The organism is Bradyrhizobium sp. 141, from assembly GCF_023074055.1.
In the GTDB taxonomy this organism is placed as follows: Bacteria; Pseudomonadota; Alphaproteobacteria; order Rhizobiales; family Xanthobacteraceae; genus Bradyrhizobium.
The window spans coordinates 1-26,377 of the sequence record NZ_JADPKR010000078.1 but is presented as its reverse complement, the minus strand read 5'-3'; the positions used below and the strand labels follow the sequence as shown (position 1 = coordinate 26,377).

Below are 26,377 nucleotides of genomic sequence, written 5' to 3'. Positions count from 1 at the left end.
CTCTTAGCGGAGGGGTCGGTTGCGGCTGAAGAGAAGATAGAGCGCGCGGGGGTTGGTGGTCAAATAGCGCCAGAACAGGCGGCGTGGCTCGAGCCAGGTGCGCCAGACCCATTCGAGCCCGATCTTCTGCATCCATTGCGGCGCGCGCGCGCGGCTACCGGACAAAAAATTGAACAGGCCGCCCGATGTCTTGATAACGCCTACATTGGTGAGATGCGGCGTGAACTCCTTCACGAATGCCTGCTCGTTGGGCACGCCGAGCGCGACCCACAGATAATCAGGCGCAAGTGTGTTGATTTCCTCGATCTTCGCACGTAGCGCGTCGCCTCGCAGATAGCCGTGGCTGTGCCCGACGATCTTGAGGTTCGGATACATCTTCTGGACGTTCTCGACGGCCACGATGTTCTCGGCCTCGCTGGCGCCGAACATGTAAAAGGTGCGGCCGACCGCTTCCGCCTTGCGCGCGACGACGTGGAACAAATCTGTGGTCGCGACGCGCTCGGGCAGCGGAAACCAGGACTGCAGCTTCGAGGCCGCCACCAGCGGCTGGCCGTCGGCGTTGATCAGGTCGGCAGCGCGGAACAAGTGCTCGGTCTGCGGCTCGGTCGAGCAGCGCGCCAGGACCTCGCCGTTGGCCGAGGTCAGGAACAACGGACGGCCGATGCGATGATTGGGATCGGTCGCCTCGATCATGAAATCGGCGGTGGCTTCCAGGTCGAGCGCGGCCATCCGAAGCCCGCCGACGGTAATCCGCGGCACGTCGGCAGTCGCTGCCCGTCCGTCGAGGTTGACGCGGCGCTCAAGCATATTGTCTGCCTCGCTGGCGCGTTTCAATTGCAGGGGTGAGCTCGTCGAGCACGACGCCGACGAGCTTGCGCTCGGCGCGGCCGAGCGCGGTCAGGATCTCTTCCAGGCTGTCGTTGATGTCGAGGCTGGTCGGCAGCACCGCCACCAGCGCGTCGGTGTCGTCGAGCAGCTTGCGGCCGGCGGCCGAGAGCGGCATCGCCGGGCCGTCGAGGATCACGAGGTCATAGCCGCCCGCGGCGCGCGCCTGCGCAATCGCCTTGCGGATCGCGTCGGCAGCCTTGCCGGCATCGCCCTCGCCGGCCGGCAGCACCGAAATGCCGTTGACCGTCTTGATCTCGCGTGCGGCCTTGCTGCCGATCGAGAGCCAGCCGAGCCTGCTCGGCTCGCTCTTGCCGGGGCGGCTGACCCTGTTCGAGAGCGGGTGGGCCTGATGGTCGGCGTCGATCATCAGCACGCGGACGCCATCGCGCGCAGCCGCGAGTGCGAAATTCAGCGCGCTCACGCTGCGCCCGGTGGTCTCGCCGCCGCCGACGAGCGCGATGACCGGCATCGCCTTGCCGCCGGCACGCCGGGCCACGGCAGTGCGCATGTCGCGCCAGGCGTTGAGCAGCCTCGTCAGAGGAAAGCCGGGCCGCAATGTCGGCCAACCCAGCCGGGTGAGATCGACGCCGCCGCCGGTGGCGAGAATGGCGCCAAGCGTGTGAATGACGTCGGCTTCCTGAAGGCGCGCGATCAGCGGCTTTTCGACCAGGGGGCTTTCGACCATCGCGGGCTGCAGCGGTGGTGCGGCAAGTTCGGGCGGGATCTGCGCGACTTCCGGGGCCCGCGACACCTGCTCAGGCTGCGACACTTCCAAGGTCCGCGAAACCTCAGGAGCGCGCGTTTTCTCAGGCGTCGGCTTGCGCGCATGGCGGGCCGGCGCGGGCGCCGCACCGAGCAGCAGGAGTTCGACTGCGGCGAACCAGCTTGACGCCGCGAGCGCACCGAAGATGAAACCGATCATGGCGAACATGCTCATCGCCGGCGGGAACGAGCGCCGCTGCGGCACGGTCGCCTCACCGATGACGCGAGCCGCCGAGGTGTTGAGCGTCTCCTGCTCCTCGGTCTCGCGCGAGCGCTTGAGGAAGGATTGATAGACGTCGCGGCTGGCGTCGGCCTCGCGCTCGAGCTCGCGCAGCCGTACGGCGGCCTGGCTGAGCTGCACGCTCTGCCGCTTCTGCGCTTCCAGCGCTCGGTTGAGCGAGGCTTCGAAGTCGCGGGCGCGCGTCAGATCGTTCTTGGCGGACTGGGCGAAGCGGTCGATCTCTTCGTTGATGGTGCGCTTGAGATCCTCGACCTGCTTTTCGGTCTGGCGTAGCGCTGGATGGCGCGGGCCGAGCTCGCCGGCCTGCTCCGCATATTTCTTGCGGGCGTCGGCATATTGCGCGCGCAGGTTCGCGATGGTCGGCGACTGCAGCGCTTCCGAATTCGCGCCGGCATCGGCCGCCGTGCGGCGGCTGGCCTCGATCTGATCGAGCCGCGCCTGTGCGTCCATCGTCGCCGCGCGGGCCGCGGAAAGCCGCTGGTTGCTGGCGGAGAGCTGCTGGTCGCTGATCAGCGCGTCCTGGGTGCCGACAAAATTGTTCTGGGCCTTGTAGGTGGCGAGCGCGGTCTCGGCGCTGCGCAGCCGCTCGCGCAGCTCCTTGAGGCGGCCGGAGAGATCGTTGGTGGCGCGCCGTGCGGCCGAGGCCTGCGAGTTGCGGGATTCGGCGAGATAGGCGCTGGTCAGGGTGTTGGCGAGCATCGCCGCCTTGGCCGGATCGGTCGACCAGACCTCGATGTCGACGATGAAGCTCTTCTCGGTCTTGCGGATCGTAATGTGCCGGTTCAGCGCCTCGAGCGCCGCAAGTTGCACTTCCTTGTTGTCAGCACCGGAGGGGGCGCGGGGCTGAAGGCCGATCAAGCCGAGCAGTGACGACATCAGGCTCTTGCCGTCGCCGCCGCCGAATTCCGGGTCCTTGTCGAGACCAGCCTGCTGGATCACCTTGAGCAGGACGCTGTTGGAGGTGATCAGGCGCGCCTGGCTCTCCACCACCATGGCCATGCCGGAGACGTCCTGCGCGCGCGGCGTAAGCTCACGATCGACGAGCTGAAGCTCGCGCGGATCGACATAGAGCTGGGCGGTGGCGGTGTAGCGAGGCGTCAGGCTCTTGCCCACGGTGACGGCAAGCGTTGCGCCAAGCAGAGCAGCCGCGGCGATCGCGACCTTGCGCCGCCAGAGCAGATTGGCGAGCTCCAGCACGTTGAAGCCGGCTTGAGGACTCTGTTGCGGGGGCTCCGGTCTGGTCCGATCTATCGGCTGGTTATAGTCAAGCATGATCCCCAGCTTTCATTCCAACTGCCGCAGGCTGAGGGGTTACTCTTCGCTCTACGCCATGCACCCGGGTTATAGGTGCCCAATCAACGCAACAGGGAAAATTAACCATACTCACTGAGGGACTATTCACCGAAATGGCAAACAAAGCGTTTAAGTGCATGCCACTCCGCGCCGCGTCCCCGCGACGCTCGGGATGCGTGAAATCCCCAGAGATTAACGGTTCGTTACCGCGCACGGCGCGGCCGCGAGGCTCCGCTTGTTCTGCGATGGGCCGCGCGCGCGCCATGGTGGTCAGCTTTTCCGCAGGATGACGTGATAATCGCCGCGGCGGACGTCGATGCCGCGCGGAAGCACGGCGTTCAGCACGGCTGCGCCGGCGTCCACGAGGGACGCGAACAGCGGCTTGCGCCGGCGCATCTCGGGATAGCGCGGGCTCTCGACCTCACGGCGGTAGATCATCTCAAGGCCGTTGGCGGCTGCGAATGCTTCGAGGCGGGGCAGCGTCACCAGCGGGTGAAAGAAGGTCGGGAATGGCGGCTCGCCGGGTAGACCGGCGTCCTTGATGCCGCGGATATGCCGGTAGAACCAGACGTGAAACCAGTGCGGCGAATATTTGGTGACGACGCCGGACAGCGAGCGCGGATTGGGCGCGCCGATCAGCACCATGCCGCCGCGCTTGAGCGCATCGCGGAAATTCAGGAGTGCGGCGTCGACGTTCGGCAAATGCTCGATCACGTTGTAGCAGATCACGAGATCGAAGGTCTCGCGCCCGAAACGGTAGGTCTGCACGTCGCCGAGGATCGCCTCGTCCGCGTAGCTGTTGTTGCGGACCTGGTCCTCGTCGATATCGACGACGGTGACCTTGCTGCGGTCAAGCATTTCCGGCGGCAGGACGCTGCATGAACCGCCGCCGGCTTCGTAGATGGCGAGTTGGCCTTTCGGCAGTTCGCGGCGCAGCACGTCATGAACGGCGAGCAGGCTGTCGCGGGCTTCGCCGGGGACGAGATCGTGGAGCGCTTGGGTGTATGCTGTGGCCGCGGGGATATGGATCGCCGTGGCTGTCGCGAAATCGATCGTGGCTGGCTTGTTCATGCTTTTTGACCGCGCTTGTTCTAATCAAATTTACAGGAAAAGACTCGCTTGCCCGAAGAGCAAATCCGATGCCGCGTCGTCTCACCGGTCGCAGTGCTTACGGTCGGGTTAATGCGCGTACGCATTAACTACGGCAATGTTCATGTTGGGTCGTCGTCGGCGCATGGACCGCGAATTGCAGTATCACGCGCGCATGATTTCGCGAGAGAAACAGGCGAATGCGGTTAAGCGCGTGATGTCGGTTAGGGAGATCGGCGCGAGGCGCAGGTACGCGCATTCAACTGGTCGTTCATTTTGGGACGCATCTGTCCCGCGGCGATGTGCCGTGGCAGGACTCGCGATTGAAGCAGGGCTTTTTCAACATATCTAGGACATCTAGAACGTCATGACCTTGATCCCGACAGACCTGTCCGCCATGCGTATCTCGGATGCCGTGCGCGACCCCAACCGGGAGATCGCTGCGAGCTCTGGGGTCATCGACCTGTCGGTCGGCATCGTCGTCTGCATCCCCTGCTTCCGTCGTCCGCAGCACCTGCGGCTGACGCTGGAATCGCTGGTGAACCAGCGTACCCCGCGATCCTTTGCCGTCGTCATGGTCGAGAACGATGCCGCGCAGCGCGAAAGCGCGCCGGTTGCTGCGGAATTTCTGGCCGAGGGCAGGCTGCAGGGCGTCTGTCTCGTCGAGAAGCGTCAGGGCAATTGCCAGGCGATCAACGCTGCGTTCGAGACCGCGCAGGCGCTGTTTCCCGCCGCGACCCGCTTCCTGATGATCGATGACGACGAGATCGCATCAAGCGACTGGCTCGAACTGATGGTCCGTACCGCGGAAGCAACAGGCGCCGACGTTGTCGGCGGGCCGGTGCTGCCGGTGTTCGACGACGACAGCAAGCCGTGGCTGTCGCGTCATCCCGCCTTCTGTCCCGCCTACGACTATTCCGGCGCAGTGCCGCTGATCTATGGCTGCGGCAATTGCCTGATCACGCGCTCCACCTTCGAGCGGTTCGATCGTCCTGCGTTCGATCTGCTTTTCAATTTCCTCGGCGGCGGCGATTGCGATTTCTTCGTGCGGTGCCGTGATGCGGGTATGATATTTCATTGGACGGCGGAGGCCGTGATCACCGAGACAGTGCCGCAAAGCCGCACCAATCTCGGCTGGATCGCAAAGCGTGGCCTGCGCATCGGCGCGATCAACTATCGTGTGCAATACAAAGCCGCGCAGGGCCGAGCGGCGCGGGCGCGAGTGTTCGCGCAGATGCTCGGGCGGTTGCCGCTGTCGCTGGTTCGGTCCGCTCGACTGCTGACGACGTCGAAAGCCGTCGTCGCCATGCATCCGGCGCTGGTGGCGCTCGGCTCTATGCTCGCGGCGTTCGGTTTCGCGCCGAAGCCCTATGAGGCCTCCAAAATCGTGTCGTGATGGTTAGATGCCGAAGCGGGCGAGGGCGGTCCTTGCCGCGGCGCGCGGCAACGCCTTGGGCGAACGCCGGCCGACCATACCGAGATAGCCGAGGGCTTGGCGATATCGGCCGAAGCGGACCGCCTGCATCGCCGCATATGTGATGAGATGAAGTTCGGCGGCAAGGCGCAGCTCGGGTGCCGTGCCCTCGGGCAATCTCGCCAGAATCAGCCCGTCGTCGAACACCCGCGCGATGGCAGGGAAGAAGTCCTTCGGGGTCCGCACCGCGGCGTTCATGGTGTTGGCCGTGTGCAGGCGATAGTCGAGCAGCAGCGTCGGTGCGAACTCGAACTCGCCGATCGCGGCAAGACGGCACCAGCAGTGCCAATCCTCGCAATATCGGAGGGAGGTGTCGAAGCCGCCGATGGCGCGGAAGGCCTCGGCACGTGCGAGCGCGATCCCGCCATTGACGATGAAATTGCCGGCCGCGAGCCGGCTCAGCACGTCGCCGGACGGCTTGCGGCGTCCCTTCAACAGGTCGCGGCGGCCGATCTGCCGCCCCTCGCTGTCGATCGTATTGTAGTCGCCGTAGACGAGAACTGCGCGCGGAGCGCCGCGCGCTGCCGCCAGCAGCGCTGTCACCGCGCCGGGACGCAGGCGGTCGTCGGCATCCAGGAAGAGCAGCCACTCGCCGCTTGCATACCGCGCGCCGAGATTGCGCGCCGCCGATACGCCGGCGGACTCATTGTGTATCAGGCGCAGTCGCGAGTCGCGGACGGCGCGGACGATCGCAACAGTGTCGTCGGTCGAGCCGTCGTCTACGACGATCACCTCGGCGACATCGCCTTGTGTCAGCGCGCTCGCGATGGTTTCGCCGACATAAGCGGCGGCGTTCTTGGCCGGAATGACGACGGACACCAGCGCGGCTGGGTTCACCGGCAGCGGGAGGCGCGCTGCCGCCGCGCCGCGGGAGGCGCCCGGCAATTCGAGAACGTCTTCGGCGGTGATCAAGTTTCGGCTCGTCTTTAATGCTCTGTTAACCAGGGCGCATCCGCCGGGTGGCAGCGCTCGCGATTGCAACCTCGGCTGCCCGCGGATGATACCCGCATTGCACTCGAATGGTTGTCGGGAAGGCGTGCGCGGCGCTGGTTTCGTAGAATAGCGTTAAGCCGCTGGCATTAAGGCTGTGGCAAATTCGGAAGAGTGCGGCAGCCGGTCCCATGCGAGAATGCGCATCCGGCTGCCGCGGATGGATCCAGTGCCCGCAAAGACATTCAAACACGACCCCGATGCGATGATCCTCAACCTCTTTTATGAGGACAAGGACGACCGCTGGTTTCCTGGCGACCGGCATCTGCGGCGCATGGCTCGCCGCCTGCTGCTCGGCGAGCCGCGCATGAGCGGCCAGCTTCGCGTGTTCCTCAATCTCTGTGCGGGGCTCGATCGGCTCGGTATCCGCTACCGCGTCAACGACTACGGCTATATCGCGCAGCACCCGGACGAGCTCGCCTGCATCATCGGCCGCACCTTTCTGCTCGACAAGTTCGCGTGGAAGAACCCGATCCTGCTCGGCGTCGCCGCGCATAATCATCCGCTCGACGATCCTGATCTGTTCAAGCGTCTCCCCGTGAAGAAGGTCGTGGTGCCCGGCCCTTGGTACGTCGACATGTACCGGCCGTACTGGCCCGAGACTGAGGCATGGCCGGTCGGCATCGATACCGATCTCTGGGCACCGTCGCGCGGCGCGCAGAAGACGGTCGACGTGCTGATCTACGACAAGGTCCACTGGGACCGTGAGCGCTATGCGCCGGAGCTGATCGAACCCGTCCGCGCCCGTCTGCGAAAGGAGGGCCGCTCGTTCACGGAGTTGCGCTACGGCAGCTACAAGGAAGAAGACTATCAGGCAGCGCTGGCGCACTCGCGCGCGATGATCTTCCTGTGCCAAAACGAGAGCCAGGGCATCGCTTATCAGCAGGCGTTGTCTTGCGGCGTGCCTGTTTTCGCCTGGGATCCGGGCGGCCCGTGGCGAGACCCCGATTACTACCCGCACCGCGTGCGGTTCGCGCCGGTGTCGTCGGTGCCGTATTGGGACGACCGCTGCGGGGCCAGGTTCGCTGACGTCGCGGGGTTCGAGGCGGGTTGGGAAAACTTCTGGGCCGGCTGTGCCGCAGGCATGTTCGATCCGCGCGGTTTTATCCTGGACAGTCTCACGCTCGAGCAGCGGGCGCTGCAATATTACGAGATTGCGCGGAGCATCGTGCGGCAGCCGGCGGCACAGACCTCCGGGCGCTCAACAGGATTGAGCCAGGACCTAGAGCCTTGCCGGCGTCAACAAATGTCTTGAGCCATGAACCGCAGCATGGACCGCAGCGCCACTGACATCACTGAGCTCGAGGCCCGATCGCTGGGCGGCGTCCTGCGCGATGCCGTCGCGCAGCTGAATGCCGTGCAGGCTGCGCGCTGTCTCATCGCCGTCGCGTCGCTGCTGCTGGTGCTGGTAACGCTCGATCCCTTCCCGGACCTGCGGAATGCCGATGTCACTACCGTCGTCAGCGGACGAATGGCGCTGACCTATATTTCCTGGGGGCTGCTGGCTACGATCGCGGTGCTGTTCGTCGCGGCGACGGATGCGCCGGCGCTGAAGAGCATGGTCACGCCGCTTCACCTCTGTCTTGTGGGGTGGCTGGTCATCAACATCGTGCTCTCCGAGAGCCGCGGCGTCTCGATCCAGCGGTTCGTGCTGCTCGTAAGCGTGACGTCGCTCGCCGTGCTGCTGCCGTTGCTGCCGCCGACGCAGCGCAGCTTCAACCTGTGCCTGGGTGCCGCCGCGCTGGTGCTGCTCGCGCTCTGCTATCTCGGCGTCTTCCTCGCGCCGCAATATTCGATCCACACCGCGCTTGATATTGCCGAGCCGCAGCTCGCCGGCGACTGGCGTGGCAGTTTTGGCCATAAGAACGTCGCCTCACCCGTGATGACGATCCTGGTCTATGTCGGCATCTATCTGTCCGCCGTGGGCTCGTTCGTGTTGGGACCCGCGATCGCAGCGCTCGCCGGCATCTTCCTGATCTTCACCGGCGGCAAGACGTCGTCGGTGCTGTGCCTTGCGGTCTACGCGCTCGCGTCGCTGGTCTATGTCACGCCGGGCCTATGGCTGAAGCGGATCATCTGCTTCGTGCCGCTGATCGGGATGAACCTGCTGACGGTCGGCAGTGTCTTGAGCCCCGCGCTCGGTGCCATGACGCGGCTGCTTCCGCTCGATCCTACCTTTACGGGCCGTTCCGCCATCTGGGAGTTCGCGCTCGCGGCCCTCGCCGAAAAGCCGATCATCGGTCACGGCTATGCAGCTTTCTGGGACGACGTGACCGCGCGGCAGACTACCCAGGGCGCTGAATGGGCGACGTCGGCGGCGCACAGCCACAACAGCTATCTCGATCTCGCGGTCACCATCGGCCTGCCGGGATTGATGCTCGTGATCCCAGTTTTCGTGCTCGCACCGCTCGGCAATTTTCAGTCAGCCCAGGCTCACAGCCGCAGTGGCGCACTGGCAAAGCTGTTCCTGACCGTGTGGCTGTTCGGCCTTTATTATGGAGCGACCGAGACCTTTCTGCTCGAACGGCAGAATCCGATCTGGTTCCTGTTCGCTCTGGCAGTGGCCGGCCTGCATTTTCTGGCAAGGTTCCAATGCGTTGCGCAAGCGGAACCGAAGCCATGACAGCCTGTCGCATCCAAGGCTGCTCATCGTGGCAATGGCTTAACGATAAGCGCCATTCCCCGTGGTCTGCGACAAAACACAACCTATCACCGAACATTCAGTAATCGTATGCCCCGCGGATGACGGTCCTCAGCGTCGAGCAATTTGATGGTCGGGTGTCTAGCACGTCGGGAATCGCGATCGATTTCGTCCGTGACTGGGGTCAGGCTGCTTCGCGCCTGAACGTGGGGTATCGCACCGCTTTCCAACATGGCTATTGGCTTGGCGCCTGGTACCAGGCCTTCCATGACGTCGCGCCGTTGATTGCCGTGATCTCCGATGTCACCACCGGCAAGGACATCGCGATGGTGCCGATGATCAGCCATATCAGGCGCGGCATCCGCATCGTCGAATTCGCCGATCTCGGCGTCTCCGACAACAACGCGCCGATTCTGGCGCGCGATGCCGCGTCGGATGCGTGGGCGACGAATGCGATCGGCAAGGCGCTGGTCGAGGCATTGCGGGCCTTGCCTGACGGCTTCGATCTGCTGCGCCTGAGAAAGATGCCGGTCGAGGTCAGCGGCAAGCCGAACCCGCTGGTGTCGATGGGGCGGATCGGGTCCTCCTCGCTCAATGGCAATCTCGTGCTGACGGGCGACGACTATCGAGCCTACCAGGCTTCGATCAAGCGCATGCAGATGCCTCGCTCCTGGCGCGTATTCACCCGTCATGCCGGCGCGCGGTTCGAGATGACCACAGATGTCGCGCGCGCGCATGAACTGATGGACGTGATGGACGTCCAGCAGCAGGCGCGCATGCGAAAGCTCGGCTCGCCGTTCGTCCTCAACGATAAGACCCATGCGCGATTCTATCGCGATGTCGTCCGCCAGGGCATTGCGGAGGGTTATGCCGTCGTCTCGGCGCTGGTGTGCGACGAGGGCATCGTCGCCACCGCGCTCGGCGTCAGGCACGGCGCGACCTATTACCTGTTGCGCATCAGCCACGGCGGCGATTCATGGTCGAGTTGCTCGCCCGGGCTGCTCGTCGCCGAGCGTACCCTGGCGGCGCTGCATGCAGAGGGCGTGCGCCGTTTCGACCTCAGCATCGGCAATCAAGGCTACAAGCGGCGCTTCGGCGCCGAGCGAGTGCCGCTGACCGATGTCAGCGTCGCGCTGTCCTGGCGCGGTCTGCCCTATGCATGGCGCGACCACGCCGCGCAGGGCCTACGCCGCCACCCCAGGCTCGCTGCCCTCGCAGCGCGGGCCATGGGCAAGGGGACACGCTGACACGGGCGAGCCTTGCGCGTGTCATCTTGGAAGGCCCGCGCGAAAGGCGTCCAGCAGCGCGCGCCCCTGCGGCCAGTCGCCGAGCCCGCTCGACGCATTGATGTGGCCGAGTGCGCCGAGCACGACCAAGCCGGACTGCCAGCTGTGTGCCCGTCGCTGCGTGACCTCGATCGCGCCATAGGGATCATTCGTGCTCGCGATGATCAGCGAGGGAAAGCGCAGAGGGCGCTCCGGGACGGGCTTGAACGCGACGGCTTCCGCAGGAAAATTGGCGCCGTCGGGATCGGGGACGGCGACCAGACATGCGCCGGCAATCGCCGTCGGGAAGCGAGCTGCCCAATGTGCCACCAGCAGGCAGGCGAGGCTATGGGCAACCAGGACAGGCGGCTTCGTGCAGCGCTCGATCGCTCGCTCCAGCGATTGCTCCCAGTCGTCGAGCTCCGGCCGGTCCCAGCTCGCCGGCTGAAATCGCGTGAAGCGCGGCTCGGAGCCTTCCCATTGCGTCTGCCAATGGGTGTCTCCTGAGCCGCCGAGGCCGGGCAATGTGATGATGTCGTGCATGATCGTCCCGTGATATCTGAGATGAGGCCGCAGTTTGACCGATCCCGGTCCTGCATCACATGGCAAGTCATCCGCGCAATCGGCCGTTTGCCGATGATCTCAAGGTGAAATGGAGAATTCGGTTGGATCGCTTCGGGAGCATCGATGCCAAGGACCTGAAGATCCTGGAGGCGCTGCAGGTCAACGCGCGCGCGCCGCTATCCGAGCTTGGCCGTTCCGTAGGGTTGTCCCAGCCCGCGGTATCCGAGCGCGTCAAACGGCTCGAGGAAGCCGGGATCATCGAAGGCTACGGCGCTCGCATCAATCCGCGCGCACTTGGGCTCGGCCTGATGGCGCTGGTGCGCCTGCGGACCACGCATGAGCACATCAAGTCCTGCCTCAAGAGGTTCGCAGAGATTCCCCACATCATCGAAGTCCATCGCGTCACCGGCGATGACTGCTTCGTGCTCAAGGTGCTCGTTCCCGCTCCTGAGGACCTCGAGACGATCGTGGATCGCATTGCCGGATTTGGCGGCGTCACGACCTCGCTGGTGCTGCGGAGCGAGCCGGTGCGGCCGATCGGTCGCGAGCTTGTCAGGAAGAAGACCGCCTGAGTGTCGGGCGGTCGCATTGCGGCCGCCGCACCTAAGGGGCGGCATTCCCGAACGGGAGCCGCGATCGTCAGCCGTGGAGCTCAGCCATGGAGTTTCCTGGCGGTCTCCGCGATCTGGCGGCCCTGATAGCGCGCGCCGGCGAGCTCGTTGGCGCTGGGCTGGCGGCTGCCGTCGCCGCCCGTGATCGTGGTGGCGCCGTAGGGTGCGCCGCCCGTGACCTCGTCGAGCTTCATCTGACCGGCGAAGCCGTAGTTCATGCCGACGACGACCATGCCGAAATGCAGCAGGTTGGTGATGATCGAGAACAGCGTCGTCTCCTGGCCGCCATGCTGGGTCGCAGTCGAGGTGAAGGCGCCGCCGACCTTGCCGTGCAGCGCGCCCTTGGCCCAGAGGCCGCCGGCCTGGTCGAGGAAGTTCGCCATCTGCGAAGCCATGCGGCCAAACCGGGTGCCGGTGCCGACGATGATCGCGTCGTAATTGGCGAGGTCCTCGATCTTGGCGATGGGAGCAGCCTGATCAACCTTGTAATAGGAGGCTTTCGCGACCTCGGCCGGCACCAACTCCGGCACGCGCTTGATGTCGACGGTGGCGCCGGCCTCGCGCGCGCCTTCGGCGACGGCGTTGGCCATCGCCTCGATATGGCCGTATGCGGAATAATAGAGGACGAGAACTTTGGTCATGGTGGTCTCCGTTGGGATGACTTGATTGGTGGTTGTTGGGATCGTCATGCCCGGGCAGAAGCGCGAAGCGCGTCTTCGCGCTAGATGTCCCGGGCATCCACGTTCTTGTTGCTTGCGGGAAGGCGTGGATGGCCGGGACAAGCCCGGCCATGACGGAGAGCGTTGCTAAGCTGCGTCGACGAGCACGATCTCTGAATCTTCCAGAGCCGTGATCGTCAGCCGGCCTTCGTCCCGGATCGCAGCGCCGTCGCGGGCGTTGACGCGGACGCCGTTGATCTCGACGGAGCCTGCTGCCGGCACGAGGTAGAGATGCCGTGACGTCTGCGGCTCGTACTCCGCGCTCTCGCCCGCCTTCAGCGTGGTGGCGAGCACCCGCGCATCGGCGCGGATCGGCAGCGCGTCGGTATCACCTTCGATCCCGCTCGCGATCGTCACGAGCTTGCCGGAGCGGTCCGCCTTCGGGAACGGCTTCGATCCCCACGTCGGCTGTCCCCCGCGCGCCGTCGGCTCGATCCAAATTTGGAAGATCCGCGTCCTGGACGGCTCGAGATTGTACTCGGAGTGGCGGATGCCGCTGCCGGCGCTCATCACTTGCACGTCGCCTGCCTCGGTACGGCCCTCGTTGCCGAGACTGTCCTGGTGGGTGATCGCGCCCTCGCGCACATAGGTGATGATCTCCATGTTGGCGTGGGGATGGGCGGGAAAGCCGGTGTTCGGCGCGATCTCGTCGTCGTTCCACACCCGCAAGGCGCCATGACCCATGTTGTTGGGGTCATAATGGCCAGCGAAGGAGAAATGATGCTTGGCCTTGAGCCAGCCGTGGTCGGCGCCGCCGAGCTTTGCGAAAGGTCTGAGTTCGATCATCTGCGTATTCCTTGACTTGAAGAGTGGCGGCTCGGATCAGGCGCCGAAGCCGCCGTCGACATTGAGCACCGTGCCGGTCACGAAGGAGGCTTCCGGGCTTGCGAGAAAGACGATTCCGGCGGCGACTTCCTCGGGACGGCCGAAGCGTTGCAGCGCGTGCTGCTTGCGCTGGGTCTCGGCGAACTCGCCGCCATCCTTCGGGTTCATGTCGGTATCGATCGAGCCGGGCTGCACCACGTTCACGGTGATTCCGCGCGGGCCAAGGTCGCGTGCCGCGCCCTTGGTGTAGCCAACCACGGCTGCCTTGGTGGCGACGTAGTCGGCAAGGCCGGGGAACGAAGCGCGATCGGCCAGCATCGAGCCGACGGTGACGATGCGGCCGCCTTCACCCATCAATTGCGAAGCGGCACGGATCGCCGCGATCACGCCATGCACATTGACCTGGTCCTGGCGGGCGAGCGCTTCAATGTCGGCATTGGCATCGTCGATCGCACCTCCGGCGGCGACGCCGGCATTGTTGACGAGGATGTCGAGGTGGCCGAATTCATTGGCGACGTCGTTGACCAGTTGGGTGACGTCCTTTGCGGAAGCCTGGTCGGCCTTGAAAGCGCGCGCCTTGACGCCCTTGGCCTTCAATTCAGTGACGACCGCTTCCGCCTTTTCGGGCGAGGCGACATAGGTGATGGCGACATCAGCGCCTTCGTCGGCGAGTGCGCGGGCAGCGGCCGCGCCGATGCCGCGCGAGCCGCCGGTGACGAGGGCAACCTTGCCTGAGAGCTTCTTGGTCATTGGATTTCTCCATTTCCTGAATTTCTGATGACCCTTGGATAAGCCTCCGCTTGTGGTATATAAATAGAAACTATCGAAACGCATTGTTTCCCAAAAAATCCGATCGGACCGGCTCCCATGGCAAAACTCCCCGATTTCGAGGCGCTCGCGATTTTCGCAAAAGTCGTGGAATTACGGTCGTTTGCGGGGGCGGCGAGCGAACTCGCGATGTCCAAGGCGACGGTCTCGAAGGCCGTGACCCGGCTGGAGGAGCGGTTAGGGGCCCGCCTGTTCAACCGCACCTCGCGCCGGCTCGCGCTGACGGATGCCGGCCACAAGCTCGCCGACCGCGCGACGCGCCTTCTGGCCGATGGCGAGGCCGCGGAGAACGAGGCGCTGGCGCAGTCGGTGGCGCCGCGCGGCCTGGTGCGGCTTGCCGTCCCCATGACGTTCGGGATCAAGGCGGTGGCGCCGCTGCTGCCGGAGTTTTTCGAGGCCTATCCGGAAGTCTCGGTCGATCTGCATTTGAGCGATGCGACCGTCGATCTGATCGGCGAAGGTTTCGACATGGCAGTGCGGATCGCGCGCCTGCCGGATTCCTCACTGATCGCCCGGCAGCTTTTCACCATGCCGCGCTACACCGTGGCCGCGCCGTCCTACCTGAAGCAACACGGCCGGCCGACGCATCCGATGCATTTGGCCGAGCACAAATGCTTCAGCTACGCCTATCTCTCCACGCCCAATGTCTGGCACTACACCAATTCGGCCGGCGAGCAGGCCAGCGTGCGCCCGGGCGGCCAGCTTCGCGTCAACAACGGCGAGGCGTTGATGCCGGCGCTGATCGCAGGCCTCGGCATCGCCGAATTGCCCGAGTTCATTGTGGGTGAAGCGATTTCGTCCGGCGAGGTCGAAGTCATCCTGAAGGACTGGAAACAGACGGAGGGCGCCGTGCATCTGGTGACGCCGCCCGGCGGCCCGCGCCCCGCCCGCGTCGAAGCGCTCGGCGATTTTCTCGCGGCAAAATTGCCGGGCACATGCAGGCGGCGGACGAAGAAGATTGGCAGAGCCGGATAATTACTTTTGGTGGGCACGCTTCGCTTTGCCCACCCTACAAGACCTCGCTAGTCTATCCTGCAAGCGGCTATCGTAGGGTGGGCAAAGCGAAGCGTGCCCACGTCTTTGCCCGAGGGGATCGCAAGTGTCTCGATATCGGCGCGCGCAGGGCAGTACGTTTTTCTTCACGGTGGTGCTCGAGGATCGTTCGAGCACGTTGCTCGTCGATCAAGCCGATCGCTTGAGGCAAATTTACCGAACTGTCCAGCAACGCCGCCCGTTCGAGACCGTCGCAATCTGTATTTTGCCCGACCACCTCCACGCGATCTGGGCGTTGCCGGATGGCGACGTCGACTTTTCATCGCGCTGGAATCTGATCAAAGGCGGATTTTCGCGTGGCTTGGAGGCTGGCTTACCTTCAAGTAGCAAATTGAGAAAGCGTGAGAAGGGCATCTGGCAACGGCGTTTCTGGGAGCACACAGTTCGCGACGACGGAGACCTGGAGCGCCACGTTGATTACATCCATTTCAATCCCGTCAAACACGGCCTCGTCACTCGAGTGTGCGACTGGTCGCTCAGCAGCTTTCATCGCTACCTGCAGCAGGGCAGTCTTCCCGTCGACTGGGGAGGGGATATGCGGGACATCGCGGGACACTTCGGCGAGTGACCGTGGGCACAGCGCGCGAAGAGCGCGCCTTTGCCCACCCTACGAGATCTCGCTAGTCGATCCTTCGGAAAAACTCTCGTAGGGTGGGCAAAGCGAAGCGTGCCCGCCTTTGCCTGAGGGGGCTGACTAAGCCACCTTCACGCCGTCGATCGCGACGACGCGCAGGCTGGGCTTCAGCGTTTCTTCCAGCTGCGACTTCAATTCGTGAACACGCGGGTCGTTCGAACGCTTCGCACAGACTGCATATTGATGGACCGATTGCGCCAAGGCGCGCCGCGCTTCCGGCGTACGCGTCAATTCGGGCTTTGAAAGCCGCAACACGATCGCTGCGAGATTCACCAGCATCTCGTCCAGCGCAACGTCGATGGTCGCCAGATTTCGCATCATCCACTCTCCCTGAGAGGGCAACAGCGGGTCCAGACATGCGTTCCTGGCGGAGCCGGACATGGCTAACGCTTCGTAAACGTCTTGTTCTTGCCGCTTGGCGCGTTAGGCTGGCAGCGAGTAAGAAAAAATCAGGGGAGGGCACCATCATGGATCGACGCGATCTCTTGCGCGCGGCTGCGGCATTGCCGTTGTTGCGGGTTGCAGCGCCGGACCCGGCCTTCGCCCAAGCCTATCCCGTGCGCAACATCACCCTGATCGTACCGTTTCCGGCCGGAGGCCAGGCCGATCTCGCGGCACGGCCCGTCGCCATGGCGCTGGAGCGGATCCTCGGCAAGCCTGTCATCGTCGACAACAGGGCCGGAGGCGGCGGCGGCTCGGTCGGCAATGCCGCGGCGGCACGCGCCGAGCCCGACGGCTACACGCTGCTGATGACGCTGTCCTCGCTCGCGGTGCTCCCCGAGGCCGACCGTCTGTTTGACCGTCCCGTGGCCTACGAGGTCTCGCAGTTCATGCCGATCGCGCGCGTGCTCGCCGATCCCACGCTATTGGCAGTGCCGGCCTCCGCGCCGTGGAAAACGGCGCAGGATTTCGTCGAGGATGCGAAGAAGCGCCCGGGTCAGATCCCCTACGGCTCATCCGGGCCCTATGGCACGCTGCATGTGGCGATGGAGATGTTCGCAAACAGCGCCGGCATCAAGCTGCTGCACGTGCCGTTCCGCGGCGCAGGTCCGGCGCTGACCGCGATCCTCGGTGGCACCGTGCAGGCGATCGCCGCCGCACCTGGCACGCTGAAGCCGCAGGTCGACGACGGCAAGTTGCGCGTGCTCGGCAATTGCGGCGCGCAGCGCATCGCAAGCTTCCCTGACGTGGCGACCTTCCAGGAGCTCGGCTACAAGGACGTCGAGATGTACATCTGGGCCGGGCTGTTCGCACAGAGTTCTCTTCCTGCGCCGATCGCGACCCGCCTGCGCGAGGCGATGGCGCAGGTGATGAAGAGCCCCGACGTGCTCAAGGCTTTTGAGACCTCTGGCAGTCTCGTCGCCTATCAGGACGCGCCGGCCTTCGCCGAATTCGTCGCGGTGGACAGCACGCGGCTGATCGCGGCGGTGAAGAAGATCGGCAAGGTGGAGTAGGTTCCAGTCCTGATTTCACATTTTGTTGTTGGTCCAGAATCGGCTCCCGCCTCATTGATTGATGAGAATTCGCAGGAAATCGAGAAGGACCGGGACATGCGAACAGAGCGGATTGCGCTGGGTGTTGCGCTCGCTGTCGGCGGCATTGTCGCGCAGAGCGCAGCATTCGCCCAGGAATATCGTGGAACCATGGAACAGCAGATGGCCTGCACACCGGATGTGTGGCGCCTGTGCAGCGACCAGATTCCGGATGTGAGCCGCATCACGGCTTGCTTGCAGCAGAACACACCGCAGCTCTCGAGCGGCTGCCGCGCGGTGTTCCAATCCAACAACCAGATGCCGCCGCAGCAACAGGTGCCACGCAATCGTGCCGCGCCGCCGCCGCGCTATAACAATGCGCTGCCGCCACCGCCGCAACCGCGCCCCTATGACGACTACGACGATTAGGCTCTGAAGAGCGCATGATCCGGAACGGCGCGCAGCCGTAGGCGCGAAGATGCGGTCGTGCCGCCTCGTTCAGCGCTCGCTTCTGCCGTCCGATTCAGGTCGGTTTCCGAGCACCATCCGCATGACCACACCGAAGAGAATGGCTGCGACTGGCCAGTGGAACCAGATCTTATTGCTGGTGAATAGATTGATCACAATCAGGAAGGCCGACACAGTGAGGGCCGCTGCAACGGGGCGGGGCAGCTTTGTGAGCCACTCCGAAACGACATTCGTCACCGAAGATGGAGCGCGCCTGTCCATCCGGGGAGCAGGCGCGCTCTCGGAGAGAGTTGCGCTTTCCTCGATCGGGAAGCTCCCTGGTCCGGCGGCTTGGCCACCCAAGGTCAACCGATAACTGGTCAGGGGGGCAATGTTCTTCATCGGGCGCTGGCCGAGGCAGTCGAAGCCAACGGATAATTTGTTGTGCACCTGATCGTAGACGGAGCTCGAGATCACGACGCCGCCGGGGTCGGCAAGCTCTTGCAGGCGCGATGCGATATTGACCCCGTCGCCATAGATGTCGGAGCCGTCCACCATCACGTCGCCGAGGTTGATGCCGATGCGAAACCGCATCGGGTTCGCCTGGGACGCGTCCGAGTCCTGATTGGAGATTTCCTGCTGAATCTCGACCGCGCATTGCACGGCCTCGACGACGCTGGCGAACTCGGCGATCACGGCATCGCCCCAGGTATTCACGATGCGGCCGTCATGACGCTCGACCAATCGCGCAATGGCCGTGCGGTAGCGGCGGAGCGTCTCCAACGTTCCGGTCTCGTCCGCTTCCATGAGACGAGAATAGCCGTACACGTCAGCGCACAGCACGGTGGTCAGTCGTCGTTTCACCTTGTCGTCGGTCATGGTCGCTATGCTAGCCTGCATGACCGGCAAATGCATCAGGCATCGTATCCGGTGTCACCTTACGGCCTGACCTCGCACACGTCGATCCATTCGGCAGCGGTAAGCTCGGCCATCCGCTCCGGCGTGATGCGCACCGCGCTGTGGGTCGAGCCCGCGGCCGGCACCACGACGTCGAACGCCTTTAGCGATACGTCGCAATAGATCGGCAGCGGCGACTTCAGCCCGAACGGGCAGACGCCGCCGACCTCGTGGCCGGTGATCTCGGCGACTTCCTCCAGCCCAGCATCTTCGGCTTGCCGCCGAACTGCGTCTTGACCTTCTTGTTGTCCATCCGCGAGGTGCCCGCGGCCACGATCAGGATCACGCGTTCGCCGATGCGCAGGGACAGCGTCTTGGCGATACGGCCGGGCTCGACGCCATAAGCTTCGGCGGCCAGCGGCACGGTCGCCGAGCTGATCGGTGATTCCATCACGGCGATATCGGGGGCTTTCTCGGCGAAGAAGGCACGAACAGATTCCAGGCTCATTCCAGTCAGCTCATTCCAGACTTGCAGGCGGGTCGGCGATGCTAAGCGATCCCTGGGTCATCCCTTGATGATCCCTGGCAACTCAGAGAGCGAACGGACGCGGTGATCCGGCGCAAAGCCGAGCTCGTCCATCTGGGTGCGGATCGCCCTAAACATGGTCAGCGGTGCCACGAGTTCGTTCTCGACGCAAGCCAGCGCCATCGCTTCCGGCGTCACCCGCTCGATCCAGGCGACGTTGAGCCCGAACGACTTCGCGCCCGCCACGTCCCAGGGATTGGACGAGACGAACAGCACCTCGTTCGGTGCAGTGCCGAGCTTCTCTCCGATCAACTCATAGGCTTCCGGGCTCGGCTTGAAGATCTTCTTGGCATCGACGCTGATGGTCGCATCGAGCAGGCGGTCGAGGCCGGAATTACGCACGAGCGGATCGAGCATGTCCGGGCTGCCATTGGAGAGGATCGCAAGTTTTCGCGGCTTCAAGGCCGCAAGCGCGCTTGTCGCATCCGGATAGAGATCGAGGTGCAGATATTTCTCGATGACACGCTCGAACGCCTCGCTCTCATAGGCGAGCCCGAGCACGCGCAGCGTATAGGTCAGGGAGTCGCGGGTAACCGCGGCGAAATCCTGGTAGCGCCGCATCAGCGAGCGCAGCCAGGTGTATTCGAGCTGCTTGATGCGCCAGACCTGCGTGATGATCTCGCCATAGCCCGGAAACGCGTCCTCGGTGGTCTCCGCAACCGACTGAATGTCGTAGAGCGTCCCGTAGGCGTCGAAGACGACCGCTTTGATGCTCATCGGCTGTCCTTCCAGGCAGCTGTGGTCACAAGAACTCCGCTTGGGGGAGTGCGCATGATCATCAGCTATACCATTAATTGCCCATTCGCACTGGCCGTCTCATCGCAAAGTGCTAGGCTTGGGACATCGACCGGCGTTTCTTCCGCGGTGCTCAATGAGACGACGCGAGTTCATGGGGCTGATCGGCGGCGCGGCAGCAACGTGGCCGCTCGGCGCGCGTGCGCAGCAACCGGCAAGGTGGGTCTACAGGATAGGTTACCTCGCGAGCGCGTCGCGGGAGCAAACACTTCGTAATGTTAGAGCCTTCGAAGCCGGCCTGCGGAGCCTTGGCTATCGCGTCGGCGAGAATGTCGTCATCGAGTACCGTTTTGCCGACGGAGACATAGGGCGGCTGGCGGCGCTTGCCACGGAGGTGGCCGGGCTCGGCGTGGACGTCATCGTTTCCGGAACCAATGCGACCACGGTTGCGGCCATGAAGGCGACCCGGACGATCCCGATCGTCATGGCCAACTGTGCCGAGCCGGTCAGTGCAGGACTTGTCGCCAGTCTGGCGCGCCCGGGTGGCAATATTACTGGGTTTAGCTCCGAGCCCGGCGATGAGATCAACGGCAAGCGGCTTGAATTTCTGAAGGACACTCTGCCAAATCTCTCGCGTGTGGGCATTCTATGGAATCCGGACTTTGCGCCCAATCAGGACCGGCTGGCGTCGCTGCGGGAAGCTGCCAAAGCGCTGGGGTTGACGCTTGTTCCGGCCGAGGCGCGCGGCTCGGACATACTTGAACAAGCGTTCGCGACAATGGTGAGTGAACGCGCGCAGGTGCTCGTCGTGCTGAGCGATGGAGTGCTGTTCAACCATCGCGGCCTGATTGGCGTCATGGCCGTCAGAAATCGACTGCCTGCAATCTCTGCGGTGAGAGACTACGCGGAAGCGGGCTTCCTCTTGAGCTACGGAACTGACTTGCCAGATCAGTTTCGTCGGTCTGCGACCCTTGTCGACAAGATTCTCAAGGGTACGAAACCTGGCGATCTGCCGGTCGAACGGCCGACCAAGTACGAGCTTGTAATAAACCTCCAGACTGCCAAAGCACTCGGCATCAACATGCCACCGGCCCTGCTGACGCGGGCCGATGTGGTGATCGAGTAGGCACTCTGACGTCGCTTATTGGCCCAAGCTGACGCAGGGCGAGTGGCGCCAACCGGAGCAGACCTCGGACGGCGAGGAGCGCAAGCTAGACAGGCGGACGTTCTCGCCGCGTCCAGGTCGCGCGCTCTGCGCACACGCGGCTGACTTCCGCCATGTGCTCCGTACCCCACGCACAGAGCGGCACAAGCGCCTCTCCAAGGCTGCGACCCAGAGGGGTGAGGCTGTAGTCCACTCGGGGCGGCACCTCCTTGTAGTCGGTCTGCTTTACGAGACCGTCGGCCTCCAATTCCTTGAGTTGCTGGATCAGCATCTTGTCGCTGACATCACGCACTGCGCGCCGGAGTAGATCACCTCCGAGCATTACGATCACATCTTCGACGTCAATGTGAAGGGACTGGTGTTCACGGTGCAGAAGGCGCTGCCGCTGATGAGAGAAGGCTCGTCGATCATCCTGACAGGTTCGAGCTGTCGCCGGGGCCGACCAAGACGGAGCTGGCACTGGAGATCGTCGGCGAGGAGGCGTTTGATGCGCTTGGAAGCGCCACGCCCATCGGGCGTGTCGGCGACCCCTCCGAGACGGGCGCGGTGGCCGCGTTCCTGGCGTCCGCGGACAGCAGCTTCATGACCGGCGGCGAGGTCTTCGTCGATGGCGGCCTGGCGCAGGTCTGAGTCTTGAGCGTGAGGGCTTCGATCATTCGATCGAATGCCGCCCCAAAGGAGATGTGCTCCCTCCCCCGCTTGCGGGGGAGGGTTGGGGAGAGGGTATCTCCACAGCGGGATAATCCCCTAGAGGAGAGAACCCTCACCCGCGCCTTCGGCGCGACCTCTCCCGCAAGCGGGAGAGGTGCACCGAGCCCGCGGCCGCTTGATTCAACTTAATCCCGCTCCGCTCTAAATCCCCAGCAGTTTGCGCGCGTTGGCCTTGAGCACCTTCGGCCGGATCTCGTCGCGGATATCGATCTTGGCAAAGTCTGACAGCCAGCGGTCCGGCGTGATCACCGGCCAGTCCGACCCGAACAGCATCTTGTCCTGAAGAATCGAGTTGATGTAGCGCACCAGGATCGGCGGGAAGTACTTTGGCGACCAGCCCGAGAGATCGATATAGACGTTCGGCTTGTGGGTCGCGACCGACAGCGCTTCCTCCTGCCAGGGGAAGGATGGGTGGGCGAGGATGATCTTGAGGTCGGGGAAATCGGCCGCAACATCGTCCATGTACATTGGGTTGGAATATTTCAGCCGCATTCCCATGCCGCCCGGCATGCCCGAGCCGACGCCGGTCTGGCCGGTGTGAAACAGCGCGATCGCGCCGCCATTGTTGATCTCTTCGTAGAGCGGATAGGCCATGCGGTCGTTGGCGTAGAAGCCCTGCATGGTCGGGTGGAATTTGAAGCCGCGCACGCCGTATTCCTCGATCAGCTTGCGTGCCTCGCGCGCGCCCAGCTTGCCCTTGTGGGGATCGATCGAGACGAAGGGGATGAGGACGTCGAGATGGTCGGAGGCGGCCTCGATCATCTCGTAATTGTTGTAGCGGCGGAAGCCGGTCTCGCGCTCGGCGTCGACCGGGAAGATCACCGCAGCGATGTTCTTGGAGCGGTAATAGGCCGCGGTCTCCGGCACCGTCGGCGGATGCTTGTTCGGCGACTTGAAGTACTCCGCCATCTGCGCCTGGAAATCGTCATAGCCGTCGTCGGCGTGACAACCGCAGGGCTCCTCGGCGTGGGTGTGGATGTCGATGGCGACGACGTCGTCGATATTCGGCAGCTTCAGCTTCGGCATGGGTTTCCTCCCGACGGGTTGCCGAATTGATTATATGATATAACGAATTTGGCAAGACGTCGTCGAAGGCGTCGAACCGCTTGCGATAAATCAGGCCGATCCGGCCGGTTCTACTGTGCATGGGGTTGTTTTCGCGAATTTGCTGGTTCGGAGGGCGGCAGTTAACATTGACAGCCCCTCCCGCCATGCCTTAAGAACCGACCCGTCCCGGGCGGTCGTCCGCCAGCGGGAAAGATCTCATTTTGCCACATTCGCGCGTGCCGAAACGGTAGTGCCGAACGCGGCCTTTCGAACGTTCAGGATTCTGCCATGAAGGTCCGTAACTCGCTGAAATCGCTGCGCGGTCGCCACCGCGCCAACCGCCTGGTCCGCCGCAAGGGCCGGGTCTATGTGATCAACAAGGTGCAGCGCCGTTTCAAGGCTCGCCAGGGCTGATCTCAGAGGCTGATCTGAGGGGCTGAGTTTGCCCCGCCGGATGCCCGCGCGCCCGCAAGACCCCGGTCTCACACGAGTTTGACGCCGCCCTGCTTTGCAAGGGCGGCTTTGCGCGTTTAGACTTTGGCCATGGCTTTGAGATTCCCTCATCCGCGTACCCTGTGTCTGGCCGTTGTGCTGGCAACTGCTGGCCTCGCTCCAGCCCTGGCGCAGCAGGTTGATCCACCCGGCAAACAGAAGAAGCTTCCGGAAGCGCCGGCCAAGCTGCCCAAGGTCGATCGCACCAAGAATCTCGACTTCCTGTTCGGCGCGTTGAAGGCGGCGCCCGACGAGGCCAGCGCCAAGCATGTCGAGGCGCGGATCTGGGCGATCTGGCTCCAGACCCCGAGCGACACCGCGGCGCTGTTGATGGCGCGCGCCAAGACCGCGGTCGACGCCAAGAAGATCGAGGTCGCGATCAAGCTGCTGGATTCGGTCATCAAGCTCAGGCCCGACTACATCGAGGCCTGGAACCGGCGCGCCACGCTCTACTACATGCAGAACGACTATGGCCGTTCGCTCGGGGATATCCAGCAAGTGCTGGTCCGGGAGCCGCGCCATTTCGGCGCGCTCGCAGGCCTCGGCATGATCATGCAGGAGGTCGGTGACGAGAAGCGCGCGCTTGAGGCCTATCGCAAGGCGCTCGCCGTCAATCCGCACCTCGAAAAGATCCCCGATCAGGTCAAGGCGCTGACCGAGAAGGTCGAAGGCCGCGACATCTAGCCGACAACTCGATCATTTCTTGAGGGAACGTGGCGTCTTCAGATTAACCACGACCGGAAGCGCGGCATCGTGAGGACTATTGTCCGGCCTGCCGCGGGCCTACCTGCATGGCAGGAGCGAAAGCCATGAAGCGTTTGATCTTTGCAGGTGTATTGCTGCTCGCGTCGGGGACGTCGAGCTTCGCCGACGGACTGTTCTGGGTGGTCGGCAACCGCGCCACCGGAAAATGCAATATCGTGACCAGCAATCCGGTCATCATCGGCGACATCTGGTTCGGCGACGGTCCCTACAAGTCCAGGGCCGATGCCAAGCTTGCCCGCTCGACGATCCGCGCCTGTCCCACAGTCACGCCCGACGAGGAAAAAGACGAGGGCGGCGCGAACTAGCCTGCATTCCAAGCATGATCCGGAAAAGTGTGCAGCGGTTTTCCGACAAGATCATGCTCAAAAGAGAGCCTAAAGTGCGATCGATCGCACTTTAGTGCAGGGCGTTGCCGCCGCGCTCGACCAGTCCCTGATCGGCGGCTGCGGCGTAAGCCTTTGCAAGCTCCGTCTCGAGATGCTCGTTGATCAGGAGCAGCGCCCGCACGGCACCGCGCAGGTCGCCGTTGCAGCTCGCGACGATCTCGTCGATCGCAGTGTCGTTCGATCTGAAGCTCATCGAAAATCCTCCGGTTCAAACCAGGACAAATTCTGCCGGTCTTTCCCACATCCCCTGGGGCCTGCGAGGAGGATCGGCGCCCACCCGCGCCTAGATGGCGGAACCGACCATGGCGATTATATGGAAGCCGCGATGACGGCTGCATGAAGCTGTTCCGAGGCTTGCGTGTCCTCTTGGAATATTGTTGATTCCATTGAGTTTTTACGTTCCGCAATTATGCACATATCCACAGCCCCGGCAGTTTTGGTGGAAGCATGGAAAGCCGGTGCAGCGAAACTGCCGCCGATCAAACCCGTAACTGCCCTGTGCCCTGGATCTCCCGGATTCTCACCATGATCGTGATGTCAGTCGTGACGGCGCTGGTTCTGCTGGCGCTGGTCACGCAGGCCGGAATCGTCGCCGTGCAGCGCGCCTTTCCGCCGCAAGGCGGGATGGTCGAAGTCGACGGGGCGACGCTTCACGTCGTCGATATCGGCCCGCGCGATGGCTTGCCGATCGTGATGCTGCACGGCGCGAGCTCCAATCTCGAAGCGATGCGGCGTCCGCTCGGCGACCTCCTCGCCAAAGACCATCGCGTCATCCTGGTGGACCGTCCCGGCCATGGCTGGAGCACGCGCGCGCGGCGCCAGGATTCCACGCCGCAGATCCAGGCGCGGATGATCGATGACGCGCTCGGCAAGCTCGGGATCGAGCGTGCGGTCTTCGTCGTGCATTCCTGGAGCGGCGCGCTCGGCGCCCGGATTGCGCTCGATCATCCCGGCCGCGTCGCGGGCCTCGTCATGCTCGCGCCCGTCACCCATCCCTGGCGTGGCGGCGTCGGCCGTTACAACGAGATCATTGCAACGCCGGTGATCGGCCCGCTGCTCGCCTACACCGTCACGCTGCCGCTCGGTTACTTCGTTGCCGAAGCCGGCGCGCGCAGCGTATTCCTGCCGCAGACGATGCCTGATGGTTTTGTGCAGGATTCCGCGACGCCGCTGCTGCTGCGTCCGCGCGAGTTCATCGCCAATGCCTATGATCTGGTGACGCTGAAGGAAGCGGTCGCCGCGCAGGTCGCGCGCTACGGCGAGATCAAAGCCCCGGTCACGGTCATCGCCGGCGAGCCCGACAAGACCGTAAAGACCAACATCCACGCCCGCCCGTTCGCGGCCATGGTGCCAAATGCAAAGCTGATCGTGCTGCCCGATCTCGGCCACATGGTGCAGAACGCCGTGCCGGACCGCGTGAAAGCGGAGATCGATACGATGATCGGGAAAATCGTCCCGGCACAGGCTGCCGCCGATTAGAGCGTTTTCGAGCTCTCGTAGGGTGGGCAAAGGCGCACTTGCGCCGTGCCCACGATCTCTCGATGACGGCAAAGAAACGTGGGCACGCTTCGCTTTGCCCACCCTACGGCACCGTCAGGATGACGGAGCTGGCACCTTGCCTGTGTCGCCCCGCTGTCAATCCATCCGCGCAAAAATATTCCACTTTACCGAAATTCGGTTTTGTCGTATGTGTCGTCCATCCCGGCTCATCCAAGAGGGGCGATCTTGTGTCGTCACTGTCGCGAGCCGGGCTTGCGGTGGACGCGGCAGCGTCGGCACGACATGGGGCGGGCAGGG

Annotated in this window: 27 protein-coding genes and 3 pseudogenes; 15 read left to right on the top strand and 15 right to left on the bottom strand. The window is 63.8% G+C overall.

Going from position 1 to position 26,377, the window contains the following annotated elements; genetic code table 11:
* Nucleotides 1-3: 3 nt before the first annotated feature.
* The 3 genes from IVA81_RS20335 to IVA81_RS20325 all read right to left on the bottom strand — a co-directional run bounded on the left by IVA81_RS20335 (nucleotide 4) and on the right by IVA81_RS20325 (nucleotide 4,255).
* Nucleotides 4-807: a WecB/TagA/CpsF family glycosyltransferase gene (locus IVA81_RS20335; RefSeq protein WP_247321224.1), complete on the bottom strand. Its 804-nt coding sequence runs from the start codon at nucleotides 805-807 to the stop codon at nucleotides 4-6.
* Nucleotides 800-3,163, bottom strand: a complete 2,364-nt coding sequence (locus IVA81_RS20330) for an exopolysaccharide transport family protein (protein WP_247321223.1) — start codon at nucleotides 3,161-3,163, stop codon at nucleotides 800-802. Before IVA81_RS20330 ends, IVA81_RS20335 begins: the two co-directional genes overlap by 8 nt.
* A gap of 291 nt (nucleotides 3,164-3,454) precedes the next feature.
* Complete coding sequence (locus IVA81_RS20325) at nucleotides 3,455-4,255, bottom strand: methyltransferase (protein ID WP_247321221.1); 801 nt, start codon at nucleotides 4,253-4,255, stop codon at nucleotides 3,455-3,457.
* Nucleotides 4,256-4,640: 385 nt separating this feature from the next.
* Between IVA81_RS20325 and IVA81_RS20320 the strand changes: the two genes are divergently transcribed.
* Nucleotides 4,641-5,669, top strand: coding sequence for a glycosyltransferase (locus IVA81_RS20320; protein WP_247321219.1), 1,029 nt, complete (start codon nucleotides 4,641-4,643; stop codon nucleotides 5,667-5,669).
* Nucleotides 5,670-5,672: 3 nt separating this feature from the next.
* Here the strand turns inward: IVA81_RS20320 and IVA81_RS20315 are convergent, their stop codons facing one another.
* A complete protein-coding gene (locus IVA81_RS20315; protein ID WP_247321218.1) occupies nucleotides 5,673-6,659 on the bottom strand; it encodes a glycosyltransferase in 987 nt (328 codons plus the stop codon).
* A 247-nt stretch (nucleotides 6,660-6,906) separates the two neighbouring features.
* Between IVA81_RS20315 and IVA81_RS20310 the strand changes: the two genes are divergently transcribed.
* From IVA81_RS20310 to IVA81_RS20300, 3 genes are all read left to right on the top strand, one after another.
* On the top strand, nucleotides 6,907-7,992 hold the full coding sequence (locus IVA81_RS20310; RefSeq protein ID WP_247321216.1) for a glycosyltransferase family 1 protein: 1,086 nt from the start codon (nucleotides 6,907-6,909) through the stop codon (nucleotides 7,990-7,992).
* Between the two features lie 15 nt (nucleotides 7,993-8,007).
* Nucleotides 8,008-9,360 (top strand): O-antigen ligase, encoded by a 1,353-nt coding sequence (locus IVA81_RS20305; protein ID WP_247321214.1) that lies wholly within the window; start codon nucleotides 8,008-8,010, stop codon nucleotides 9,358-9,360.
* A 119-nt stretch (nucleotides 9,361-9,479) separates the two neighbouring features.
* Entirely contained in the window at nucleotides 9,480-10,625 is a 1,146-nt protein-coding gene (locus IVA81_RS20300) for a GNAT family N-acetyltransferase (protein ID WP_247321212.1), read from the top strand.
* A 21-nt stretch (nucleotides 10,626-10,646) separates the two neighbouring features.
* On the opposite strand, the gene IVA81_RS20295 is transcribed toward IVA81_RS20300, so the two are convergent.
* Entirely contained in the window at nucleotides 10,647-11,186 is a 540-nt protein-coding gene (locus IVA81_RS20295; RefSeq protein ID WP_247321210.1) for an alpha/beta fold hydrolase, read from the bottom strand.
* Between the two features lie 122 nt (nucleotides 11,187-11,308).
* Between IVA81_RS20295 and IVA81_RS20290 the strand changes: the two genes are divergently transcribed.
* On the top strand, nucleotides 11,309-11,779 hold the full coding sequence (locus tag IVA81_RS20290) for an Lrp/AsnC family transcriptional regulator (protein WP_247321208.1): 471 nt from the start codon (nucleotides 11,309-11,311) through the stop codon (nucleotides 11,777-11,779).
* Between the two features lie 80 nt (nucleotides 11,780-11,859).
* On the opposite strand, the gene wrbA is transcribed toward IVA81_RS20290, so the two are convergent.
* The 3 genes from wrbA to IVA81_RS20275 form a co-directional block, all read right to left on the bottom strand.
* On the bottom strand, nucleotides 11,860-12,459 hold the full coding sequence (wrbA, locus tag IVA81_RS20285; RefSeq protein ID WP_247321206.1) for an NAD(P)H:quinone oxidoreductase: 600 nt from the start codon (nucleotides 12,457-12,459) through the stop codon (nucleotides 11,860-11,862).
* A gap of 165 nt (nucleotides 12,460-12,624) precedes the next feature.
* Nucleotides 12,625-13,323, bottom strand: coding sequence for a pirin family protein (locus tag IVA81_RS20280; RefSeq protein ID WP_247321204.1), 699 nt, complete (start codon nucleotides 13,321-13,323; stop codon nucleotides 12,625-12,627).
* 36 nt (nucleotides 13,324-13,359) lie between these two features.
* Entirely contained in the window at nucleotides 13,360-14,112 is a 753-nt protein-coding gene (locus IVA81_RS20275; RefSeq protein WP_247321202.1) for an SDR family oxidoreductase, read from the bottom strand.
* 117 nt (nucleotides 14,113-14,229) lie between these two features.
* On the opposite strand from IVA81_RS20275, the gene IVA81_RS20270 reads away from it, so the two are divergent.
* Together IVA81_RS20270 and IVA81_RS20265 are read left to right on the top strand one after the other, a co-directional pair.
* Nucleotides 14,230-15,165 carry a LysR family transcriptional regulator gene (locus tag IVA81_RS20270; RefSeq protein ID WP_247321199.1) on the top strand — a complete coding sequence of 312 codons (936 nt, stop codon included), beginning with the start codon at nucleotides 14,230-14,232 and terminating at the stop codon, nucleotides 15,163-15,165.
* A gap of 124 nt (nucleotides 15,166-15,289) precedes the next feature.
* A complete protein-coding gene (locus IVA81_RS20265) occupies nucleotides 15,290-15,811 on the top strand; it encodes a transposase (RefSeq protein WP_247321197.1) in 522 nt (173 codons plus the stop codon).
* A 126-nt stretch (nucleotides 15,812-15,937) separates the two neighbouring features.
* On the opposite strand, the gene IVA81_RS20260 is transcribed toward IVA81_RS20265, so the two are convergent.
* Nucleotides 15,938-16,195 (bottom strand): hypothetical protein, encoded by a 258-nt coding sequence (locus tag IVA81_RS20260; RefSeq protein WP_247321392.1) that lies wholly within the window; start codon nucleotides 16,193-16,195, stop codon nucleotides 15,938-15,940.
* A 149-nt stretch (nucleotides 16,196-16,344) separates the two neighbouring features.
* On the opposite strand from IVA81_RS20260, the gene IVA81_RS20255 reads away from it, so the two are divergent.
* Together IVA81_RS20255 and IVA81_RS20250 are read left to right on the top strand one after the other, a co-directional pair.
* The gene (locus tag IVA81_RS20255) at nucleotides 16,345-17,331 is read left to right on the top strand and encodes a tripartite tricarboxylate transporter substrate binding protein (RefSeq protein WP_247321195.1); all 987 of its coding nucleotides are present in this window, start codon (nucleotides 16,345-16,347) and stop codon (nucleotides 17,329-17,331) included.
* A 96-nt stretch (nucleotides 17,332-17,427) separates the two neighbouring features.
* Nucleotides 17,428-17,778: a hypothetical protein gene (locus IVA81_RS20250; RefSeq protein ID WP_247321390.1), complete on the top strand. Its 351-nt coding sequence runs from the start codon at nucleotides 17,428-17,430 to the stop codon at nucleotides 17,776-17,778.
* A gap of 69 nt (nucleotides 17,779-17,847) precedes the next feature.
* On the opposite strand, the gene IVA81_RS20245 is transcribed toward IVA81_RS20250, so the two are convergent.
* The 3 genes and pseudogenes from IVA81_RS20245 to IVA81_RS20235 all read right to left on the bottom strand — a co-directional run bounded on the left by IVA81_RS20245 (nucleotide 17,848) and on the right by IVA81_RS20235 (nucleotide 19,996).
* Nucleotides 17,848-18,675: an adenylate/guanylate cyclase domain-containing protein gene (locus IVA81_RS20245; RefSeq protein WP_247321191.1), complete on the bottom strand. Its 828-nt coding sequence runs from the start codon at nucleotides 18,673-18,675 to the stop codon at nucleotides 17,848-17,850.
* Between the two features lie 59 nt (nucleotides 18,676-18,734).
* A pseudogene (locus IVA81_RS20240) lies at nucleotides 18,735-19,201 on the bottom strand (YbaK/EbsC family protein).
* A 57-nt stretch (nucleotides 19,202-19,258) separates the two neighbouring features.
* Nucleotides 19,259-19,996: a haloacid dehalogenase type II gene (locus IVA81_RS20235; RefSeq protein ID WP_247321189.1), complete on the bottom strand. Its 738-nt coding sequence runs from the start codon at nucleotides 19,994-19,996 to the stop codon at nucleotides 19,259-19,261.
* 172 nt (nucleotides 19,997-20,168) lie between these two features.
* On the opposite strand from IVA81_RS20235, the gene IVA81_RS20230 reads away from it, so the two are divergent.
* Nucleotides 20,169-21,140: an ABC transporter substrate-binding protein gene (locus IVA81_RS20230; RefSeq protein WP_247321187.1), complete on the top strand. Its 972-nt coding sequence runs from the start codon at nucleotides 20,169-20,171 to the stop codon at nucleotides 21,138-21,140.
* A gap of 85 nt (nucleotides 21,141-21,225) precedes the next feature.
* On the opposite strand, the pseudogene IVA81_RS20225 reads toward IVA81_RS20230, so the two are convergent.
* Nucleotides 21,226-21,483 (bottom strand): annotated as a pseudogene (locus IVA81_RS20225) (helix-turn-helix domain-containing protein); the annotation flags it as partial.
* A 3-nt stretch (nucleotides 21,484-21,486) separates the two neighbouring features.
* On the opposite strand from IVA81_RS20225, the pseudogene IVA81_RS20220 reads away from it, so the two are divergent.
* A pseudogene (locus IVA81_RS20220) lies at nucleotides 21,487-21,809 on the top strand (SDR family oxidoreductase); the annotation flags it as partial.
* A gap of 222 nt (nucleotides 21,810-22,031) precedes the next feature.
* Here the strand turns inward: IVA81_RS20220 and IVA81_RS20215 are convergent.
* Complete coding sequence (locus IVA81_RS20215) at nucleotides 22,032-22,916, bottom strand: amidohydrolase family protein (RefSeq protein ID WP_200470185.1); 885 nt, start codon at nucleotides 22,914-22,916, stop codon at nucleotides 22,032-22,034.
* 309 nt (nucleotides 22,917-23,225) lie between these two features.
* Between IVA81_RS20215 and ykgO the strand changes: the two genes are divergently transcribed.
* The 3 genes from ykgO to IVA81_RS20200 all read left to right on the top strand — a co-directional run bounded on the left by ykgO (nucleotide 23,226) and on the right by IVA81_RS20200 (nucleotide 24,499).
* Nucleotides 23,226-23,351: a type B 50S ribosomal protein L36 gene (gene ykgO / locus IVA81_RS20210; protein ID WP_006611362.1), complete on the top strand. Its 126-nt coding sequence runs from the start codon at nucleotides 23,226-23,228 to the stop codon at nucleotides 23,349-23,351.
* Between the two features lie 129 nt (nucleotides 23,352-23,480).
* Nucleotides 23,481-24,113: a tetratricopeptide repeat protein gene (locus IVA81_RS20205; protein ID WP_247321186.1), complete on the top strand. Its 633-nt coding sequence runs from the start codon at nucleotides 23,481-23,483 to the stop codon at nucleotides 24,111-24,113.
* A gap of 125 nt (nucleotides 24,114-24,238) precedes the next feature.
* Nucleotides 24,239-24,499 carry a hypothetical protein gene (locus tag IVA81_RS20200; RefSeq protein ID WP_247321184.1) on the top strand — a complete coding sequence of 87 codons (261 nt, stop codon included), beginning with the start codon at nucleotides 24,239-24,241 and terminating at the stop codon, nucleotides 24,497-24,499.
* A 91-nt stretch (nucleotides 24,500-24,590) separates the two neighbouring features.
* On the opposite strand, the gene IVA81_RS20195 is transcribed toward IVA81_RS20200, so the two are convergent.
* Nucleotides 24,591-24,773, bottom strand: a complete 183-nt coding sequence (locus IVA81_RS20195) for a hypothetical protein (protein ID WP_247321183.1) — start codon at nucleotides 24,771-24,773, stop codon at nucleotides 24,591-24,593.
* 332 nt (nucleotides 24,774-25,105) lie between these two features.
* Between IVA81_RS20195 and IVA81_RS20190 the strand changes: the two genes are divergently transcribed.
* Entirely contained in the window at nucleotides 25,106-26,059 is a 954-nt protein-coding gene (locus IVA81_RS20190; protein ID WP_247321182.1) for an alpha/beta hydrolase, read from the top strand.
* Nucleotides 26,060-26,377: the final 318 nt, after the last annotated feature.